This window comes from Leptolyngbya sp. FACHB-60 (assembly GCF_014695775.1).
Lineage (GTDB): Bacteria > Cyanobacteriota > Cyanobacteriia > Phormidesmidales > Phormidesmidaceae > Nodosilinea.
Map to the genome: position 1 here is coordinate 1 of NZ_JACJOX010000009.1, position 20,484 is coordinate 20,484.

Annotated in this window: 17 protein-coding genes; 13 read left to right on the forward strand and 4 right to left on the reverse strand. The window is 49.8% G+C overall.

Going from position 1 to position 20,484, the window contains the following annotated elements:
* The first annotated feature begins 257 nt into the window (after positions 1-257).
* Positions 258-791: an NUDIX hydrolase gene (locus tag H6F57_RS02105; RefSeq protein WP_190624383.1), complete on the forward strand. Its 534-nt coding sequence runs from the start codon at positions 258-260 to the stop codon at positions 789-791.
* A gap of 128 nt (positions 792-919) precedes the next feature.
* Here H6F57_RS02105 and recA read toward each other — a convergent pair whose 3' ends face one another.
* Positions 920-2,011 carry a recombinase RecA gene (recA, locus tag H6F57_RS02110; RefSeq protein ID WP_190624438.1) on the reverse strand — a complete coding sequence of 364 codons (1,092 nt, stop codon included), beginning with the start codon at positions 2,009-2,011 and terminating at the stop codon, positions 920-922.
* Positions 2,012-2,176: 165 nt separating this feature from the next.
* On the opposite strand from recA, the gene H6F57_RS02115 reads away from it, so the two are divergent.
* From H6F57_RS02115 to H6F57_RS02140, 5 genes are all read left to right on the forward strand, one after another.
* Positions 2,177-2,401, forward strand: coding sequence for a hypothetical protein (locus H6F57_RS02115; protein WP_190624385.1), 225 nt, complete (start codon positions 2,177-2,179; stop codon positions 2,399-2,401).
* A 49-nt stretch (positions 2,402-2,450) separates the two neighbouring features.
* Positions 2,451-3,203 (forward strand): DUF4336 domain-containing protein, encoded by a 753-nt coding sequence (locus tag H6F57_RS02120; RefSeq protein ID WP_190624387.1) that lies wholly within the window; start codon positions 2,451-2,453, stop codon positions 3,201-3,203.
* Between the two features lie 633 nt (positions 3,204-3,836).
* The gene (locus H6F57_RS02130) at positions 3,837-4,394 is read left to right on the forward strand and encodes a hypothetical protein (protein WP_190624389.1); all 558 of its coding nucleotides are present in this window, start codon (positions 3,837-3,839) and stop codon (positions 4,392-4,394) included.
* A 309-nt stretch (positions 4,395-4,703) separates the two neighbouring features.
* Positions 4,704-5,132, forward strand: coding sequence for a hypothetical protein (locus tag H6F57_RS02135; RefSeq protein ID WP_190624391.1), 429 nt, complete (start codon positions 4,704-4,706; stop codon positions 5,130-5,132).
* Between the two features lie 90 nt (positions 5,133-5,222).
* On the forward strand, positions 5,223-5,786 hold the full coding sequence (locus H6F57_RS02140; protein WP_190624393.1) for a CAP domain-containing protein: 564 nt from the start codon (positions 5,223-5,225) through the stop codon (positions 5,784-5,786).
* 14 nt (positions 5,787-5,800) lie between these two features.
* On the opposite strand, the gene H6F57_RS02145 is transcribed toward H6F57_RS02140, so the two are convergent.
* The 3 genes from H6F57_RS02145 to H6F57_RS02150 all read right to left on the reverse strand — a co-directional run bounded on the left by H6F57_RS02145 (position 5,801) and on the right by H6F57_RS02150 (position 9,459).
* Positions 5,801-6,823, reverse strand: a complete 1,023-nt coding sequence (locus H6F57_RS02145) for an endonuclease NucS domain-containing protein (protein WP_190624394.1) — start codon at positions 6,821-6,823, stop codon at positions 5,801-5,803.
* 249 nt (positions 6,824-7,072) lie between these two features.
* The gene (locus tag H6F57_RS27895; protein ID WP_277873712.1) at positions 7,073-7,204 is read right to left on the reverse strand and encodes a hypothetical protein; all 132 of its coding nucleotides are present in this window, start codon (positions 7,202-7,204) and stop codon (positions 7,073-7,075) included.
* A 191-nt stretch (positions 7,205-7,395) separates the two neighbouring features.
* Positions 7,396-9,459 (reverse strand): ATP-binding protein, encoded by a 2,064-nt coding sequence (locus tag H6F57_RS02150; RefSeq protein ID WP_190624395.1) that lies wholly within the window; start codon positions 9,457-9,459, stop codon positions 7,396-7,398.
* A gap of 318 nt (positions 9,460-9,777) precedes the next feature.
* On the opposite strand from H6F57_RS02150, the gene cas10 reads away from it, so the two are divergent.
* Genes cas10 through H6F57_RS02185 form a run of 7 tightly spaced genes read left to right on the forward strand, consistent with a single transcriptional unit; the run spans position 9,778 to position 20,302 of the window.
* Positions 9,778-12,879 carry a type III-B CRISPR-associated protein Cas10/Cmr2 gene (gene cas10, locus H6F57_RS02155; protein WP_190624396.1) on the forward strand — a complete coding sequence of 1,034 codons (3,102 nt, stop codon included), beginning with the start codon at positions 9,778-9,780 and terminating at the stop codon, positions 12,877-12,879.
* Complete coding sequence (locus H6F57_RS02160; RefSeq protein ID WP_190624397.1) at positions 12,879-14,054, forward strand: type III-B CRISPR module-associated Cmr3 family protein; 1,176 nt, start codon at positions 12,879-12,881, stop codon at positions 14,052-14,054. The genes cas10 and H6F57_RS02160 overlap by 1 nt, the downstream gene beginning before the upstream one ends.
* On the forward strand, positions 14,047-14,850 hold the full coding sequence (gene cmr4 / locus H6F57_RS02165) for a type III-B CRISPR module RAMP protein Cmr4 (protein ID WP_190624398.1): 804 nt from the start codon (positions 14,047-14,049) through the stop codon (positions 14,848-14,850). Before H6F57_RS02160 ends, cmr4 begins: the two co-directional genes overlap by 8 nt.
* A gap of 13 nt (positions 14,851-14,863) precedes the next feature.
* The gene (locus tag H6F57_RS02170; protein WP_190624399.1) at positions 14,864-15,256 is read left to right on the forward strand and encodes a hypothetical protein; all 393 of its coding nucleotides are present in this window, start codon (positions 14,864-14,866) and stop codon (positions 15,254-15,256) included.
* Between the two features lie 2 nt (positions 15,257-15,258).
* Positions 15,259-17,268 carry an RAMP superfamily CRISPR-associated protein gene (locus tag H6F57_RS02175; protein WP_313933538.1) on the forward strand — a complete coding sequence of 670 codons (2,010 nt, stop codon included), beginning with the start codon at positions 15,259-15,261 and terminating at the stop codon, positions 17,266-17,268.
* A 25-nt stretch (positions 17,269-17,293) separates the two neighbouring features.
* Positions 17,294-18,826 (forward strand): hypothetical protein, encoded by a 1,533-nt coding sequence (locus H6F57_RS02180; protein WP_190794971.1) that lies wholly within the window; start codon positions 17,294-17,296, stop codon positions 18,824-18,826.
* A 9-nt stretch (positions 18,827-18,835) separates the two neighbouring features.
* Positions 18,836-20,302: a hypothetical protein gene (locus H6F57_RS02185; RefSeq protein WP_190624401.1), complete on the forward strand. Its 1,467-nt coding sequence runs from the start codon at positions 18,836-18,838 to the stop codon at positions 20,300-20,302.
* Positions 20,303-20,484: the final 182 nt, after the last annotated feature.

The following is a 20,484-nucleotide window of genomic DNA, read 5'->3' on the forward strand; positions in this document are numbered from 1 at the left end:
ATTATTGATGCTGCCCCAGAGTTGGGGTTATCCTATGTTCCTGGTTTCTGGCCTGAAGCATAGTACAGATCAAGACATGCTGCTACTGAGGGAGCGAGGCTAAGCCGTTAGGCGTATTGCAGTTGTTGAGGCTGATCCTCAAGCGTTGGCAAAGCCGCTATGAAAGAGCATTGCTTCCTCCCCTTAGGCACGCTTAAGCAACTAGACTGTGCAGACTCACCTCCAAGAGGTGCCTGAACCAGCACCTACCTTAGACGATGATCGAACCCCAGATCTGCGCCCAAGCGATCGCATCTCACACCCCCTTTGACCCATCAGAGGCCCAGGCGATCGTCGCCACGCTGGCATTCCTGGAGGAACACGATCGCTTTTGGCAACGAGACAACTACGTTGGACACCTCACTGCCTCAGCCTGGTTGGTCAATGCCGCAAAATCCCATGTGCTGCTGACCCATCACCGGAAGTTTAACCGCTGGCTTCAGGTGGGGGGGCATGTGGGCGAAGAGGATGACTCCCTGTTAGCCGCAGCCCTGCGCGAGACCAGGGAGGAATCTGGTATCCAGGTAATTGAGCCTTTACAAACCACCATCTTCGACATCGGCCACCACCCCATCAACACGGCTAAAGAGCCGCCCCATATGCATTACGACATCCGGTTTTTGCTCGTCGCCAAATCTATGAGCTATATAGTCTCTAAGGAATCTAACGACCTGGCCTGGATTCCCCTGGCAGAGGTGGCTACCGTCGGCAGCTCAACCGCTCTACAACGAATGGCCTATAAAACTTGCTAGCGATCGCCCTCTTTGCCCTGGGCAATCTGAACCTAGGTAGATGCCATTTACTAAAAAGCCCCCGCTGCAAGCTCGTTGAGTAGCCACAGCAGGGGTTTTCTTTGGTAAGGAACTGGGGCTAAGCGCCTTTATTCGTCCTCATCCAGGTAAGCGGCTTCCTCTTCAGCCTCTACCTCAATCTCTACATCCGTGACGTCCACAGCAGCGCCACCAATTTCTAGTTTCTCGCGCACCTGAGCTTCTACCTTTTGGGCAAACTCGGCATCCTCTTGTAGTCGCTGGATCGTGTTCTCGCGCCCCTGGCCAACGTTGTTGCCCTCATAGCTGTACCAGGCCCCTTTGCGAACGATTACCCCATGCTGTTCGGCCAGGTCAACCAGACAGCCCATCGTAGAAATGCCTTGGCCAAAGAGAATGTCAAATTCCCCAATGCGGAAGGGCGGGGCCACCTTGTTCTTAGCTACTTTGACCTTGGCCCGAATGCCGTACTCTTCAGTTCCCTTCTTCAGGGTTTGAATGCGGCGAATATCGAGGCGTACCGAGGCATAGAACTTCAGCGCGTTACCCCCGGTCGTGACTTCGGGGTTGCCATAGGAAATACCAATTTTCTGCCGCAGCTGGTTCAGGAAGATGACCGTACACTGCGACTTACCAATGCTGCCGGTGATCTTCCGCAGTGCCTGGCTCATCAGTCGGGCTTGAAGGCCCACGTGGGTATCGCCCATTTCGCCTTCAATCTCGGCCCGTGGCACCAGCGCTGCAACCGAGTCTATTACCACGAGATCAACAGCCGAAGATCGCACCAGCTGATCCACAACCTCCAGGCCCATCTCTCCAGTGTCAGGCTGGGACACCAGCAGTTCATCGACATTCACCCCTAGGGCAGCGGCATAAATCGGGTCGAGAGCGTGTTCTGCGTCTACAAAGGCGGCAACTCCACCCGCCTTCTGCACCTCAGCCAGAACGTGCAGGGCCACGGTAGTTTTACCCGAACTCTCAGGGCCATAGATCTCAATCACCCGCCCTTTGGGTAAGCCACCGCCCAAGGCCAGGTCGAGGGTTAGTGCCCCGGTGGAAATGGTTTCAACCTTCATGCGGGAAGCATCGCCCAGGCGCATGATTGCCCCTTTGCCAAAGTTGCGTTCAATCTGGCCGAGCACCAGAGTCAGCGCCTTTTCTTTTTCGGTCTGCTCTTTGCTTCCGCCTTTCTTAGCCGCCATAGTCGCCTCAGTGCTGTAGGACAAGACTCCTGAACCCCAGAACAGTTGTCTTCAGAGATTTAGTTTAGTACACTTGTTCCAGAACGCAATAGGTAGTTATCTATCTCAACCGGAATTACTGGAATTTAAGCCTCCAGTCCAGAATCAAGGAAGGAGGGTCAAGATATGGAAGACTCTTTAGTTCAACTCATCGCCGTTTCTGACTGGATTGTGGCTGTTACCCATTGCCGTGCCACAGGATATTTTTGCTGGGTGATCACTCCAGAGTTGTCTGCCCTGACTGATGGCGAAACCTACTCCACTCGTGAATCTGCCCTGGCAGCGGGTCGTGGTTTAGTACAATGCTCCACCGGGCCAGAGATCGACTTCAGCCGCTGTCGTCTTTACTAAGACTAGCGACTGACCTCAAAATGGTGGAGTCGCTATCCCTTGACTGGCCATGGTCAAAGACCTGCTGACGCTATACGAACCCATCAACACCCTCAAGCCCGTTGATGACGGCATCTGGATCGTGGATGGCCCCATTGTCAAAATGTCGATGTACGGCACGGCTATTCCCTTCACCACTCGAATGACGGTTGTGCGCCTAGGCAATGGCGGGCTGTGGTGCCATTCCCCCATAGAACTAACGCCTACTCTCAAAGCCGAGATCGACAACCTTGGCCCCGTCGAACATCTGGTATCGCCCAACAAGATTCACTATGCCCACATTCAGAGCTGGGTAGATGCTTACCCTCAGGCGATCGCCTGGGCATCTCCAGGGGTGCGAGAGCGGGCTGACAGCCAGCAAATTCCAACGACTTTTCATGCTGACCTAGACGATGCGCCACCGCCGCAGTGGGCCACAGAAATTGACCAGGCAATCGTTCGCGGCAGTCGGTTCTTAGATGAAGTGGTGTTCTTCCATCGGCAGAGCAAGACGCTGATCTTGACCGACCTGATTGAAAACGTTGAACCCGCCAAGATAGACAAAGCCTTTCGCTGGTTGATTTACCTGGCTGGTATAGCCGACCCCAACGGTAAGGCTCCCCTGGATTTAAGGATGACGTTTTGGGGCCGTAAAGCTCAGGCGAGGAAAGGCTACGAACAGATGTTAGCTTGGGCACCCGAGAAGATTATTTTGGCCCACGGTCGCTGGTTTCCAGAGAACGGGGTGGCGGAGCTAGAACGGGCTTTTCAGTGGCTCAAGTAGTCCACGCTCAAACTCATAACTTGAACAAAGAACACTTGCACTGTATTGCTCTAACGAGTTTTCCCCAAAGTCAAATCCTCGTACACGCAGCTTTACAGGTGTTTTCCGCAATTGCGCTGAAGGAAATTTAACATTGTTCCCTCTGGGTTCCCTCCCCAGCGGAAGACTGTGCTGAGGGGCTGGCTAATAGACTTAAAAAGCTATTTCATCTTATTTCATCTACTACAAGGCCGGGGTGATGCTGATAGCGCCAGGGCAGATTGTTTGTGAATGAGGGCAGGCGCGAGATGACATGTGGCTGATGGATGCTATGAACTCGTTGAATCGACGGTTCAAGGTGGGGACTGTGCGCTGAGCCGATGAGGGATTGCAGTAAGGGTGGGGGATGCGAGTTGAATGGCGATCGCCAAGGCTGACGACTCGGTGGGATGAGTTAGTGAGAGTAGATTAATTGTGAAATATTGATACTGATTAAAATTAAGCAATAAAAGATGGGACTTTTTTGCAACCAGTTTTTCTCAAGAAGTGAGAGTTTTTTCAGTTTAGAGGGAAGAATAAAGACTAGGCTTAAACACCTATAGGTTATAAAAATGTTTACGTTCTTTCCTAGTCAAGCAAAATAGAGGAAGCTGTATGAATCCAGAGAAATTTGATTTCAAGTCAGACGAGAGTGAAGCAAAAACTGCCAACAACGCTGACCAAAGCAAACAATTTGACAATAATAAAAAAAATACACTAGATGACTTTAAAGATATTAAAAATGTGGATCCAGAATTTATTAGAATGTATTATGAGCACCACTATGACAGAGTTTCTAAGCTTGAAGAGCAAGGGCTCATTATTACTAATGTAGCAATGACATTTAGTGTCGTAGTGTTTACATTTGGCTTTGGTAACATTCAAAGCCTAAATATCGTGACGGGAGTTTTACTTCCACTAACTATGATTTTTGTTAATGCTTTTGCAGTGGGCTACTTAATTGCATCTCGCAACTGGATTAGTTCACACCGAAAAAGAGCTGAGCGTGTTCTTGAGATTTTTGCGAAAGATATTTATCTCCTTGATCGTGCAATTTTCAATTCTTACAAACCTGGCTTTATGGGAAGACATAAAGCCCAACTCTTTATTCACTATATTTTGATAGGTTTAGCCGTTGCACCAATAATCATATACCTGAGCAGCCTTATTTAAATTAAGATATGGACCTTTCCTCTCCTGCGATTAGAGGCTCAGTGGATAAAGCGAGCCTCTGGCCATGACAGACTTGCACTTGAAATTTTGTAATCTCCAAAACCAGCGGTAGTCTTGGAGGTTTTTTTTCTGATCTCCTTGATGACAGCATTTTGCCGACAGTAGGGATGGAAAAATTATGAAGTGTTAATGCTGTAATAGCATGGAAAATAAAGTGTGGATATTTTTCATGCTGACCAGTTCAATGATGTGAGTTTTGCTTAGGTAGAAGGGGAATGATGAATCTACCTTAATCCATAATTCTTCCTAATGAAAAATCTAGTCTTGCAAGCACTAAAGTTTTCTCCTCTATTTTTCCTGTTACTAGGTGGAACTACGGTTAGTGCTCAAAGTCTGCCTCCTTATGCAGGCACAACCTGCTCTGCCTTTGCGACCCATCCAGAGGCTCAGTGGCATTACGCAATGGGCACCGCGCCATCTTCTGTGGACGACGACAGAGATGGTCTGGCCTGTGAGCATTTAACCAGTGCAATTAGAAGCGATGGCAGCCGAATCTTTAATAATCAGGCTAATCGTGGCAACGTGAGATACACGATGGAAGTTTGGCGAGTTAATGCCACTGATGTTTATCTACGCATTAAATCGAGCCAAGGAATGGATTTTACAACCCGTAGTTTTCCATCTGATCCAGCAGCCCGCGAGCACATGAATACCTACTATCGAAATCTGCTCCGTTAATACCTTCTTGATGAGAAGCAGATGTCGAAGCACCGTCGTTCTAGTCGATCTGTAAGTCGCCGCCATCCTGTAGCCCAGCACCATTGGGCAGTGGTTCTCTCTGCCCTGGTGTTCGGCGGCTATGCCCTAGTGCAGCTTCACCAATTGTTCTTCCAAAGCAATGGTGCGGGTGGCCCTGGTTGGGCAATTGGACAACCTCAAACTCAGTGGAACTTCCGTTTAGGCAATCAGCCGCTGCCCGAACTTAGAGCGCTGGGGTTGGAGGTGGTGAACCGCGATCGACTGGCGAATGGTTTGCCACCGTTAGTAGAAGATCCGCTGCTCTCCCAGGTGGCCCAAAGACACGCAGAAGACATGCTGGCTCGTCAGTTCTATGACCACGTTAACCCCGATGGCCAAGATCCCTCAGCTCGCTTTACAGCAGCAGGGGGCCAGGTTGGGGCCGGGGAAAATATCATGCAGCAGAAGGGGACTATCCCGATGGCTCTGTCACTAGGTTTGATAGAGGAATACCAGCAGGGGTGGATGGAGAGCCCTGGCCACCGCGAGAACCTGCTGACTTCCCACTACGCCACCTTTGGTTATGGCATCGTGGCATCGCCCACGGGGACAGAGATCTATGCAGTGCAGATGTTTAGCTTTCCGGCGCAGTAGGCAAGGGTAAAGACTCACTCTCCTACTATCTGCTTCCATTCCGCTAAAGCTAAGGCAACTAGATCCTCAAAGGAGTCAAGCTGTGGTCGATGGCCTAGCAGCGGCTCACAGAGATTGGCATAGTCGCTATAGGAAAGCTTATAGCTATAGCGACTGCGACTTTTGCTCAGGTAAAAGAAAACGATTCTCTCTGTAAGCCATAGTGAAACACTGGCCCAGGCAAAACCTTTAGCTTTTCCCCTTATGTAGCTGTAGCCTGGCTGCTGAATCACCCGCTTTGGGTAAGGCAGCCTCAAATAAAGTTCGGGCAGTGTGCCTACATGGGTAGCCCAAAATTCTGCACACAGCTTGGTTTTATAGATTTCTTTCTCCCCCTTAGCCAAGCCGTATAGGGTTCGGCTCGTGAGGCCCACTTCCCTCATGCGCTCGTCAAACTCAAGGATTTGGAGTCGCAGGGCCGATACCACAGCGGCACTTTCTGGCTTTATCCCCTCTAGCCGCATCCGCAGAGACTTGGGTGGCCGCCCGATGACCCGCGCAGATGTTTGGAGCGCTGGTGCGGCCCCCGTGGTTTGGAGGTAAGGGTGAAAGCTGGGCTCTACCTCAACCGCTGTTTCTGCGGCTGAGTCAGCATGGACAAGCTGAAACCTGAAGCGCTCGCCATCGCCGATAATCGTGAAGCGGTAAAACTCGAAGTCGAGGCGGTTGTACTCTCGGTCGATGTGGTTGTGGGCGTGGAACGTAGGGGCGATCGCTACCAAGCGGATGGGCAGGCTGTAGTCTATCTGGTCGGGAAAAGGCTGGGCATGGCGCAGGCTGGCATAGTAGCGGGTGAGCTGCTGCACTACATAGCGATCTTCGATGTTCTTCAGTTCGAGGACAACAAGCTGCTGTTCTGAGGTAGTGGCTAGAATGTCGCAGATTTGGCCCTTGATGCCATACTGGCGAGCTAGGGGCTCGAGTCCGAACAGCGCCCCTAAGTTGGCCCAGATGAATTCTTCTAGGTTGAACTCGGTTTTGAATGCCCAATCTGTCATAACTTCACTTGGTCTATGACTGGTCAGTCCCCTGACTTGCAGCATACCCGTGAGCCATCACCGATCGCATTAGTAGGGTAGGTCTTGTAAATTCGCTCTGTGCCCTCGACGGTGATCGCCTGTCAATGATGAGGGCATCCCCTAGCGGATTAACCTACCGCCGGGGTGCTCTTCAGCAGAGGTTCATTCTGATCAAGAGCTCCACCAAGCTAGCACAGCCAATCAGGGCCACAGCTAGGGGGAAGCCTGCTACTCTAGCCCCAGTGGAATTTCACTTCGGCCCCTGCGCGCTGGGGACTTTTGCTTTCCTGCCAGCGATCGCTGAGGCAACCCCAGCACAAACAGCACCTTCTCCCCATCGCTTCTGAATTGGTGGCGCATGGAGGGCTGCTGCAGGCGTTGATTCCATTGCTGCTGGATGAGCCAAGGGAGTCGAGCTTTCGCTATCACATAGAGAATGCTTCGGGTCAATGTTTGGGGTAAAGATTAATGGGTTTGAGGTAGTGGGGTTGATGGTGTAGAGCGTTTGGAAGGAGCAGGCTGAGAACATCGGTTACTTGTTCCCAGCCCTACTACATTAGAGTTTCAGGAGAGGCATATAGTTCTGCGATCGCACATCCAACCTTGTGAATTTGAGCAGCTATTTCGAGAGGCGCAACAACTTTAACCATGGCTCCAAACCCTAGGATCCACCGCTGTAGATCTCGATCATCTCTAGACCAACTAGGCAATTGAACTTGCAGTCGGTTGGGATAGAGTGGATCGCTACTCTTAGGTAAAGTAAAAAGAGCACTAGATTTACTGGGGTTTCCTGTCAACTTTGGAGACATCCTCATTTGAGCCATGGGAAAACGCTGAGTCCCCTCGCTAACAAACGCAAAAATCTTATCGGTAAACCACAGCTCTAGCTGCATAGAAGCAGCGGCTCGTACCTCTGGATTGCGGCTGAGGAATTGCTTTTGGGCCTTCGCATTCATGCCCAAATAAAGACTACTACAAGCCTGATAAAGCTGCTGGAGACGATGCAAAGATTGCTGCTGCGCCGCAAGATCCCGCTGATGAGATTGGGGGCGGCCCCGAAATAATCGATCGAGGCGTTCGAACTGCAGTAAGCCTACCTCTGGACCTTCAGCTATCTCGTACGCTAGATACCAGGCAATATTGTGAAAGACAATCTGCAATGGCCAAACATAAAAGAACCCGTCTGGTTGTCCATCAAAAAGACCAACACCAGCAAACCGTTTTAGCTCAAGCAGTTGTCCTGTCTCAATTTCCGACTCTAGACGGTCTGGGTCCTTAGCAATGGCTGAGGTAGGTAACAGGTCAGGATTTATGATGGTTCGGTTACATATAGCCCTGACTGGATACAAGTCCGCGAGGTCGTGCTGGCTGCGGTGTAGACGGTCTTGAAGGGTTTCGAGAATTGCTAAGGCAGCAGGGTCTTGAATATTTTTTACCTGGCTTTGGAGTAAGCCAGCTACCCTCAACAATTCCCGTTCTGATAAAACGCCGCTGCCAATGAAGTAGCCTCGACGCATCCGAAAGCGAGGCAGAATCCCAAAGGGTTTCATTACTTGCTCGATGTCCTTACGTAATGCCGCCTGGCGATCGCCTATGAGTAACCCCTTCTTCTGCATAGCACTGATCAGGCTTTTAAGGCTACTGCTGTGTTCAGGTAGCCAGCAAAATGGATGGTGAGCGATAAACCGAATAGTTGTCAAAACCCGGTTGAAAGCTTCCCAATCGGTGTAGGAGTGAGGATTTACGGCTTCTTCAACGCTTGGGGGTAGAGTTAGTTCAGCTTCTGTAGGGACAGGGCTTAACAAGCCATTCTCCTCTAACCAATCCAAGTCCTGTGCAATCTTGACGGGGTCGGCATAAAGGTTACCTTGCTGATGAGCTAGCACTGAACAAATTTCATCTAAGGACTCTGAGAAAGAACAGTGCTTACCCCCCAGTAACGCGCTAAGTTGCTCAGGGTCATGCTTCTGTAAGCAACCTAAGCCAGGATATTGAACCAGCAGACTAATCAAGTGCATCAGCCGATCAAAGGCCAGCAGGCTTGAATAGCGGTGGAGTTGGATATCGTTGTGGCGAGTGCGGTTAGCGCGATTGGTGATGCTACGGCTGAGGTTGCTCAGCTTGGACTGAATTTCGTCTAGGTTTGATGTGGGGTTAATGGTGTAGATTGCCGCGAACCCTTCAGCAGGAAGGGGTGAAAACTGCTGAAGAGCATTGTGCATCTCCTCAATGACATGATCGGGCACAGCTCGGTTGCGCCGGGTATTCCATTGTTGGCAGGTGGCGAGGGGCGTGGTGAGATACCAACCAATCCAAGTTATATCGGGATAGGAAAGCTTGTTCAGCAGGGCCATTCGCCAGACCCGTTTAACGTTGGTAGCGTCGTAAATGATGCTTTGGCCTAACCCTAGGGCATCCTGAACCTGTTCCTGAATGACAGCTTCAACGTCAGACCACTGACCCTGTATGGCTTCATCGCCGTAGAGGTCTTTGCGAATTTGGTCGGTAGAGACTATACAGCTGCCGGTTATAGCCTGCTGCATTTTATGAGCCAGGGTAGTTTTTCCGCTACCAGGTGGCCCCATCAGCATATGGCAAATGATATCGGCACCCATGGCAGGAAACACTTCAAGAAAATGGAATGCTCTTATTTTATTGGCTGGGGAGTGGCCCGGCCGGTGGACTAATGCGATTGTCCATAGCGTTACGGTTCACTCAATAAGGAAAACCGTACTGATTCTGATCCTTTACGCAGGAGAGATCAGGAGACGCTATGAGAGCAGGCATCCTGGGACTGGATGTGACGGCGTGTGTCGGATTCGTCATTCGCATTAAAATTCTACCCCAGCTGGATTGAGTCGGCCATACTCGACAAAGTTGTTAACGGGCGGTCTGTTTAGCCCGGTCAGATTTCAACCAAAGGAACGCTTCACATGACTCAACTCTTCTGGCAAGCCAAAATCTGGGGGCTTCTCCATGACCCGGCATTGAAGGCGTTGCGCTCATCTCAACACTTTGGCGATGAAGGACCATGGCAACAGCTGTCATGCATGAAGGGGTGGGTTTCACCAAAAGCGTTTGTCGAGCATAAAGACTTTGCTGGTAATAGCACATGGCTAAAGTACGTCGGGCTCTGTGACTTGATTGCATCTGCAAGCGATCGCACTACCATTGGTCGTTTACCGGCCCAGTACAGTGCTGTCGCCTATGGTGATCAAGGGTTAGAAATTCGACACCTCCTTTCGGGAAAACATCTGCACCTAACCCAATGGTCAGAGGAATTTGCAACCGGCGATCGCCAGCAGTTTATTCAGACTCAGGAAGTTGACATCATTCCTCCAGAGATTCGAACCTGCCAAGACGCTCGCAAGGTCTTTTGGTGGTTTTGGCGGTGTTACCCAGAACAAGTGGCTAAGGATATCCCTGCTACCCATCTTCTGCCTGCTGATACCCGGATTCCAGATGCTTCTCTGTGGAGTCATAGTACAATCACGTCTGCGTTGGCAGGGGCTTTAGCGGGATATAATACTCGGCCCGAAGACTACCCTCAGAAGAAGAAGCATTTTGTACGATCGCGCCCTTACCTAGCTACCTTCACGTTCACTCCTGTTCAAGAACTGATTCAGGCTAGTCGCAAGATGCGGGACCTTTGGGCCGGATCCTGGCTGTTACACTACCTATCAGCCCAGGCATGTTGGCGTATGGCCTGGAAATATGGCCCCGATACGGTGGTCTATCCCTGCCTTTATGACCAGCCCTTGATTGACCATTGGCTACTTCAGAAATATCCCGACTTTACCCAGTGGATGCAAATCCCTGACGAGCAAAAACTACTGACGGCAGGGTTTCCCAATATCGTTGTGATGTTACTACCGGACAACGGCGAGGCTAAGGGTGGTTCAGTAGCAGCGGCGATGCAGACGGCTGAGCAATCCATTAAGGAAGCCTGGACAGAGCTAGGTAAAGCCGTGCGGTCGGATTTACAGCGTCGCTCCTCTGCCTGGGGCAAGATTGATAATCAGGCTTGGGACACTTGGCTTGGATCACAATGGCAAACCTATTGGACAGCCTTACCTTTGGGGGATAGTAACCAGCCCTTGCACCAAACTCCTCGTCAAGAACAGAGCTTTAGTGAGTGGACATCTGCGGAAAACAAATTTTCTCAACTTAAAAATAGACCAGGGACTGACGATAATCCAGCCCAGCAAACTGAGTTATTTCTCAAAACTGGAGAAGAGCCTTTTTTAAGGGCTGTTTTCCAGTTGGATAAGCTGACTGATGCAGAAGCGGTAGTGGACGGTGATGAAGGGAAGGATGAGCCAGCCCTTCATTTATCTGGTAAATATCCCAACTTGAACGTGGGCTCCTGGTGGGGCAGTATCTTTGACCAACTACGGCGCAACCTTACCGGTCTTAAGAATGGTCGTACTTGGCAACTCCCCACTGCCTTTGGCCCCAGATCTACGATTTCTGGACTAGGGCCAGTCGTGCACCCAATCTATGACCCCAAAAAACCAGGTTGGGCAACGGAAGGTCAGACCCACAGATTTTGGACTAATCGTGCGCACCTATTTGACGGTATAGAAGAACTAAATGCTACCGAAGTAGTTAAACGAGGACTGCACCAGGTGTTAGGAACGGTACTAGGACTACAGACTGACCCCAAACGAAGTAGCAAGGTGTCTGTTCTGTACCCTGATTTGAGTTCCGGCGTGGCGGGCTGGTTAAAGCAGCTAGAGCAGCGAGTTGACCAACAGGATACAGCAGCGGCTGCGAACCTTCAGCGCTATCACAATTGTTGTCGCGCCATCCAACAACAGTTTGGCTGGAGTACTGAGGTCAGTCAAACACCATGGGGTATTCCTTGGATAGCTAAACATCATCGGCACTGGCCCAACCCTCGTCTATTGAATGCTAGCTGGCTAATTGAGGAGTGCCCAGAGGATGAGGTTGAAATCAACTTAGGCAACGTGAAGCAAACCATTGCCCAATATTTCAGCACGGGCAATAACCCCACCGACTGGTATGTCCTAGCTGTTGGTGACGGAGATGATATGGGCGGATGGCTGAAGGGTAATCGCCTCCAGCCTTATGAAGACTACATTCCAAAAGCATTAGCTCAAAAAGTTGAGGCGATGCCCTCATCGATCAAAACTCCATTTCAAGATTTCCTCAAAGTTAGAAAGCGGATGGGACCGGCCAGCCACGCTGCCCTTTCTCGGGCACTGTTAGATTTCTCCAATCAACTGGTGCCATACCTTACAGAACAACGCTATGCCGGACGCCTGATTTACAGCGGTGGTGATGATGTCCTGGCTTATACGAACCTGTGGGAGTGGGACAGATGGTTATGGGATATCCGTCAGTGTTTTAAGGGTGATGAGGATCCTGCCAAAGAATTTAAAGCAGATGGAGATTACTGGCAATGGCAAAAAGATACCTTGCCGGAAGGGCTTACCGATCGGCCCCTCTTTACCCTTGGGAGTTTTGCCAGCATCAGCTTTGGGGTGGTCATAGCCCATCATTCTGTCCCCTTGGCAATCGCACTAGAAAGCCTCCGAGAGGCAGAGAAGCAAGCGAAGAAGCATAAGTCTACTAAAGGTGATTTGAAGGATGCGGTGCAAGTTCGAGTTATTTATGGCAACGGCAATACATTGAGCGCTACCGCCAAGTTTGAAGTGCTAAACCAATGGCAACGGCTAATTCAGTTCCAAGACACCCACCCTGATGTGGGCTTTGACCCGGCTTTATTTGAACAGGCGGCTGAGTTAATGGATCAACACCCGATCCCATTGGAAGAGGCGATAACACCTTGGGTAACGGCATTTTGCGATCGCAGAGATATTTTCCTCTCTACTGAGTTAGGGACAGAAGCCAAAGCATCGTTTCAAGAAGCCTTAGCACATTTCATCGAAACGATTTGGCAGTCTACCGCCGAAGCCGATGTACCTCCAACTCTTAAAAGTTGGTTAAAACTGGCTGCTTTTGTGCTTCGTAAACGCACCATCGCTATTCTCCCAGGAGGTCATCGTTGATGTACTGGTATACTTTGACCCCTTTGGATGTATTGCTATTTCGAGATGCTAAACCCTTTACCCCTGGGGAACGAGCGTGGGCTGGCAGTGTGTTTCCTCCTAATGGACATGCGATTGCAGGGGCATTAAGCGCATTACTGGGACGAGACAGCAAGCCTAGCGATCGGCCTAATGAGGAAACCTATGGTTTAAAAGGGCCATTTCTCTGTCATCAAGAATGCCTGTATTTACCTCGGCCATTGAACTATGTAGGCACTCGATGCCTATGGCCAACCTCTTGGCTGCGGGAAAAAGATGAGCAGCATCCTAGCCAGCAAATGCTGTGGCATCCATTACAGCCTGCGCCACTACTGCTAGAAGACTTACAACCTGTTGACTCCCAATCAGAGCAAGCAGATTATCGGCAGTTTCTGCACCAGGAAAGTGTTTTAGATCTTTTAGCTGGAAAGTCCCCTCCTGAAACAGCTTGGAAACTCCCCCCAGGGAGATCGCCTTATCCTTGGACAGTAGAGTCTCGGCCTCACAATACCCTAAAGACAGACACTCGCCAGGTTAAGGACAGGGATGGTTACTTTGTTGAAAATGCTATTCGCTTGGACGAAAACTGGAGTTTAGCAATCGGGCTGGATCAAAACATCCACACTAAGCTCCAAGCGGCTGGCCTACCAACGACCATGGGCTTAGGCGGTGAGGGGCATCGGGTTGTGATAGAGCGTTGTCAGAGCCTGGACGAGCAGTGGCAGGCTCTGCAAGATCTGTCTCAACATAACTACCAGCAGGCAGAAACGGCCCTATCTCAAGATCCAAAGAGAGGGCGATCGCTGGCTTATCTATTGACCCCTGGTGTCTTTGAGCGCAATCACCATGGGGTTGCCACCTGTCGTGCCTGGCCTTGGGAATGGGGGTTAGCCCATGCTCCCAACAAAAATCAAACCCGTGGCCCATTGGTCAGTGTGGCAACAGATCGACCTGTACCCATCAGTGGCAGATTTCGTTCGGGCGGTAACAGTGTGCCATCGCCCCAAGTGTTTGCTGCCCCACCCGGTAGCGTTTACTACTTGGAACGGCCAGCATGTCTCTTTCAAGACAATCCTACGCACAAGGTGCATAACTGGCGGCAACTCGGCTACTCTGAACTGCTTTGGATTCCTTTTGGAGCAAACAACAATGATTGAAGATTTGGTTTATTTCTACTTATTGTCGCCCCTCCATACTGGAGGGACAACCCAGGAAGGGAATCTACTCGGGATTGCGCGTGAATCCCATACGGACCTTCCTTACATCCCATCGAGTTCGATTAGAGGTCGCTTGCGGGCTGCAACGCCAGATGGGAGTAGAACTGTACTCTGGGGTAACACCATTGATGATGTGACCAGTGGTGTAGATGACAACCTCAAGCAAGGAGCCCTGTGGATTGGCGACGGCTCTATTCTTTGGCTGCCCGTACCCTCTCTAAGTCATGGAGTGATTTGGGTTAGCAGCCCGCTTTTGTTAAGGCGATGGGCTAAATTCAACAAAGTTAAGACGGAAATTCCTGCTGACTACAGTACTAATCTTAATGGTCAAAAGCCTGTCTATCTTAAAGATGCCATTCTCAAGCCGTCGGAGCTAAACGGCTGGAATACCTGGCAGAATTTTGTCCCGCAAGCCGAACAATCAAAAGGTATCAAGCGAGTGTTGGTGCTGCCTGATAAGCACTGTGCCACACTCCTTCAAATGGCACTCTGGCGGCAGGTTAAGGTCAAACTTGATGAACATAAAACCGTCGATGGAGGATTCCGCTACGAAGAGGCTATTCCGCCAGATACGCTGATGTACTTCCCTTGGGGCATTACCGCTCAGGCAAATGGGAAGAAACCAGACTCCACAAACGCTTTCCATACACTCATTGAGCAACATTCAATTTTACAAATTGGTGGGCAAGAGAGTTTGGGACGTGGGTTTGTACAAACTTGGCTAGATAACAATTAGAAAGGGCTGAATAATGGGATTTGATCCGCGTACGATGGGCAAGCCTGTTTATGAAGCTCTCTATGAGCTTAGAAATTTACCCAGCCAGGATGAAACGCGCCTTAAGGAACAGAAAAATCAGGCAGTTGAGCTGTATACCTATCTCTCAACCTGGGGCCTAATGCGGCTTAAGGCAGAAGAGATGGCGCTGAACCAGGAAGGGAAAAAGCAGGTAGTCAAAAAGTATTTTGTGTGTTTAGAGGAGATTTCAGAACAACGCAAGTTATCTGGGGCAGATGGATTGAGTACCCTCAAAGAACTTGACACGGATGACTACCTTGGTTTGACCGGGTTAGGACTGGCGATCGCTCAAGAATTCAGCTTTTGGGCAACAGCGGTTTATAACGACATTAAGGGTGAGGTATAACTGTGGTTTTTGATCGACCAAAGAAATCAGTGACTGGCAAGCCTTCCCTGGCCACAAGTAACCCTAGCCCCAAGGAACAATCAGGCAAGCCCAAAAAAGTAATTACGGTGGGTGTTAATCGGGGTAATTCTGGTGACAACCGAGGACACGGTGGCAATGGAGGAGGAGGCCACAATGGTGGAAATGGTGATGTTCCATCGCCCTGGTTGCAGCATCCGTTAGATCCCAATCCTGATCCAACACCTGAAGCCAGCTTTGTGGAACATCTACGGTGGATGCGGTCTTATCGAAAAGACGATCCCAATAAGGACTCCACCAAAGTCCAAATTCTGCAAATGGCAGAGAAGAATGCGAATTACCGCGATCGCCTTAAAACCCTCACTGACCGCACTCGACTGATTGCGGGGGAAGACAACACATTTCAGGTCAAGTGCTTGTGGCGCATTCGCGTTGGTGGACATCGAGGGCCAGAAAACATTTTGCTACCTGCCTTTGATGCCTTGGGGATGCCCTTTATTCCTGCCAGCACGCTACGAGGGGTAGCTCGTTCCCAAGCGATAAGAGACAATCTACCTAATGCTCTGGATTACTCGGACAGGGAAGCTGTGAAAAAAGCTTGGCAAGATGCTGAGCAGCAAGCGGCTAAATATTTTGGTCATTTGGATGCGGAAGGCAAGGATCGTATGGGTAAGGTTGTTTTTCTAGATGCCTATCCATTACCACAGCACTCCGGCAATGGCTGTGGATTGGCAGTGGATATAGCAACGGCTATCTGGAAATGGGATGGTGATACTCCGATATACGGCAACCCCAATCCCAATCCATTTTTCTCATTAGAAAAAGCAACATTTTTGATTGGCATCCGTCCTTCTACTAATGGCAACCCAGAGACCTTGGAGAAAGTTAAGCAGTGGCTGAGTCGCGGCTTAGCTTCTGGCATTGGCTCTCAGGTAAATACCGGCTATGGCAGTTTGGTCAGAGCGGGGCAATCGACAGCAGTAGATGAATTTTTCAGTGTAAACTTTGCCCTTGAAGGGCAACTCATCCACGGATGCCAGAAGTTTACTCAGTGGAACTGGAATGATCGTCGCAATGAATGGCAAATGCGGGGAAACCCTGAGCCCGAGGTACGCCCAGTCGCATTCAAATCAATACTGCGCTACTGGTTCCGGGCTTTTGCTTTAGGTGTGTTGCCATCTACAGAAGTGCAACGCTTAGAACGTGAGCTATTCGGCGCAATTAGCCCTAAACAGGCGCGAGGTAAAGTTGCGGTTAGGATTGCTGATGGGCGTGTCGTACAGCGGGAAGCTCGACCAACTCGGCAAGGACAGAATGACCCCTGTGGAGAACAGTCTGGTCGGTTGATCTTGGCTTACTCGTCGGAGACATCTGTCAGCCAAAAACGTGACATTGAAGTCCTGTTTAAGAACCTGACCTGGGTGATGTTCCATCTTGGGGGGATTGGCCAGGGGGCAAGACGGCCCTGTTACTCTCGCAAGAACCGTGAGCGGGCTCCCTGGTGGCGTGGGTCTACCCTAATTCCTGATGTGAGGGATCCATTTTGGAATCTCCCCAGCAAAGTCAATAATTTTCAAGGGCTTTTTCAGCGAAGGTTGCAAGACTTTTATGAGGCATTGGGAAGATTAGCTGATCATCCTGTTAATCCTCGTCAACTATTGGAAGTTGGTCAGGTAAGAAGCGATCGATGGACGGAAGCTGTTGATCGTCACTGTCGCATTATCGTATGCAATGGACAAGAAGACTTTGGCAAACCCTACGCTCTCAGAATTTTGCATCATCGAGATTTTAAGCGTGGGCAAGACTATGACGGCAACCTTTGTGGCCAAGTACAGGGGGGCGTTAAGCCCTCACCCGTTTGGATTGCGGATCTAGACAAGTACCAGGTAGTAACTGTATTTGGGGCGACTCAAGACCCACGTCAAAGATATGCCAGTGAACTACGACGGCAGACGGATCCCAATGACTACGCTCAAATTTGGCCTTTGCAGTAGATCCATTTATTAGATATCCGAAACAATGAAAACCCTAATGATTACTGTAGGCACCCGTCAGGTTGGGTGGCGTTGCCGCGACGGCGTAGTGCGCAGTTTAGGGGCCGATGGCGTCAAATATGACCCGCAGCACACCGCTGAACTTTACCAAAATGAACTAGATCTTAAACGAAATAATCATCAAGACAAAGGTAACGATCACACCTACCCCTGGAGCGTTTGGGACTTAGGGTATCGTCTCTGGCAGCAGTGCCAGCAAGCGGACTTTGGCCCCGTTGAGTTATTGCTGGATGAAGTAATTATTGCTGACCAGATCCCAAAAAGTTTGAGTCATGTAATTTTGTGGGGTACTCAACAGCCAGATACCGTTTCTTGGCACTATCGCCGTATGGATACGGCTTGGCTGGCAGAGTTGATGGCTGGTAAGCTTAAGCAAAAATATCCTGAGCTGCAAGTCAAGGTTTTTAGGCCACTCCTCAGCGCTATTGATACCGAAGCGATTCGCGATGAGCTAGAATCTCACATTTTGCCCTTTGCCTTACAGACGCGACTGCCTAACGACTCAGACTTCACCCTTCTAATTGAAAACAAGGGTGCCACCCCCGCAATCGCAGAAGGACTAAGTATTTGTGCCGGGGCATTAGTGCGGGACTGCCAGGTTGTCACCACTACCCCTACAGAGCCTCGACCACTCTATCCCAGAGTCAGCGATACAGTCCAAACCGTTGCGCCTGCCAATGAGTATCGGCGAGTTAACTTAAGCAGTTACTTTTGGCCTTTAGAGCGATCACGCATTCTTTCAGCCTGGCAACGAGGTGATTTTCGAGAAGCCCAGGTATGGCTGCAAGCCCATCGCCCCCAACATCGTCCTATGTACGAGCTAGCCGGTTATTTAGCGCTAACTACTAACTGGCAAATGGATGACGCCTTAAAAGGGATAAAAAACTGGGTAGGCACAAGAAATGTGAAGAATTGCACGACTAGTGAAATTCGCGAAATTTGGCAGGCGGCGGTGAGTATCATGTGCCCTGCGGGAGGGAAACAAACTTCTACGAGCAAATATCTCAAAATTTGGGAGACTCGCTTGCTCATGGAATTAGAGCTGAGCTGCGAAAATTACACTGCAGCCTTCATGCAGTTTGCCCAAACGCTAGAGCGCCTTTTGTTTTGGCGTTATGAAACCGAAAATTGGATTCAGCAGAGATTGATTACTCCCCCAGAGGATAAAAAAGTTTATGGATTGAAGTACAAAGCTTCTTTAGGAGAACTCAAAATAGCTTGGCTAGAGTCGCAGCAAATTGAGCCAGATAGTTTTTCTTGGCAACAACTTGATGCCATCAATGAATTACGAAACAGTGTAATCCACCGCAGTACTTCGCTGACGCCGGAAGAACTCCAAAATGAAATTTGGCCACATATTGATCAGCCAACACCAGAGGCCCTTTACAAAGCCATGATTTCTTTGTTGCAGACCTTACTGCCACCTGATCATCTTATGCCCGATCGATCCCTCCTACAAGATCTTTACTCCTGGGGCATTGAACAATTACAAGCTTAGACAAACTCTATGAAAGCAGTTCTTATTGCTACCATCGGTACCCGCGATTTGATGTTTCAGACCCAATCGGAGGACTGGTTCAATATTGGCGATGACCAGATGCGCGGCGACATCATCGGCGAGCAGGCCGAAGTCTTAGAAGACCTAGGGCAAGACCTGATTACATTCCGCGAGCTGACCCAATTCTTGCTCGACCACCTCGACCAGTACCGCAGTCGCATTCGCCCAATCATTATGGGCAAGCTGTTTCAGGAAAGGGCGGCGGATATCAGCAAAATTTATCTTGTTGGTACTGACCAGCCGTCTACAGTAGCCGAGCGTAACAAAGACACGCTCAATGCCTGCTACCTGCTCCAAGACTGGTTTCAGCAGCACTATTCCCACATAACCGTGGAACTAATTGCTTTGGGGGCTGATGGCACCAATCCCAGCGACTTTGAGGCTATGTTTCGCTGGTGGCAGAAGGTGTGGCGCGAGACGATTCAAGTCTCTACACAACAACCGATTTGGTTGTGCATCAAGGGAGGAGTAGGACAAACAGCAGAAGCCGCTCGGATCTCTGGCTTGAGTCTCTATAGCGATCGCATCCAATTCTTTGACTTCAAGCAAACTCCTTACCAAAACCGCCAAGGGATACCGTCTGCCTATAGCGGCCCCTTCAAGGGCACTAGCTACCTCTGGGACCGCACCCGTCAGCAGGCATTAAGACTATGGGAGCGCTACGACTACGCTGGACTAGAAGCGCTTCTAGCCCCCTATTTTCAGCAAGACCAAGCTCGGTTTGGAGCATTGCCGATTTGGATCAAGGCTGGGGTTGATTGGAATCAGGGAGAGTTCAAAACCTTCTTTCAGCGGGTCAAGTCCACGCTACCCCCTGCTCAGCAACGTCAGGGCCATACCTGGTGGTGGATGGCCTATGAGCAGGCTCAGTTGGCTCAGGTGCGCTTACATCAGCAGCACACATCAGAGGCCATGCTACATAGCTTTAGGGCCGTTGAAGGTGTGATTTGGGAATGGATGCTGGCTCATTATGGCGACTACATCCAGCATCCCCCAAGACGCTATCCCCAGTTATTGGGTTCTATTTGCGATCGCTACCCCAGTCTCCGACCTTCTTTTGTTGATAGAGCCACTGGTCAATTACGGGAATCGGCCAATCTCAACGGCTATATACAACAGGCCCTGTTAGAAGCAGTTATACCAGCGATTATCAGCAATACTGATTTTCAATCTTTCTGGAGCCAGGACAATCGAGATCAACGCAATACCTTGTCCCATCGGCTAGGGGGCCTGACGGCTCGGGATCTATTTCTGGCTTGGGGTGCAGATACTCAAAATGCAGAGGATTGGCAAAAGCGTATTATTAACTGCCTAAATTTAATAGCATCTCAATCCTTTAGATCCCTTGACCAAGCTAGCATTTTCAGCTTTTTGCATAAAAAAATTCAGAAGTTAATTGATACATATGAACCATAGGTATCTAGTTTAAGCTTACTAAAGTACTTATGTTTTACTCTTTATTTCTTTAAACTAAACTTTTCGTACCTTCATCAAGTTTTTGATGGTTAGGGCACCTTAAGTTTACCGAAGTTTTTTTTGTTCCCAGATAGGTTTCGGCTGTGTGGTGGAGTGGTTGCTTCTTAAACTTTGCATCTCAA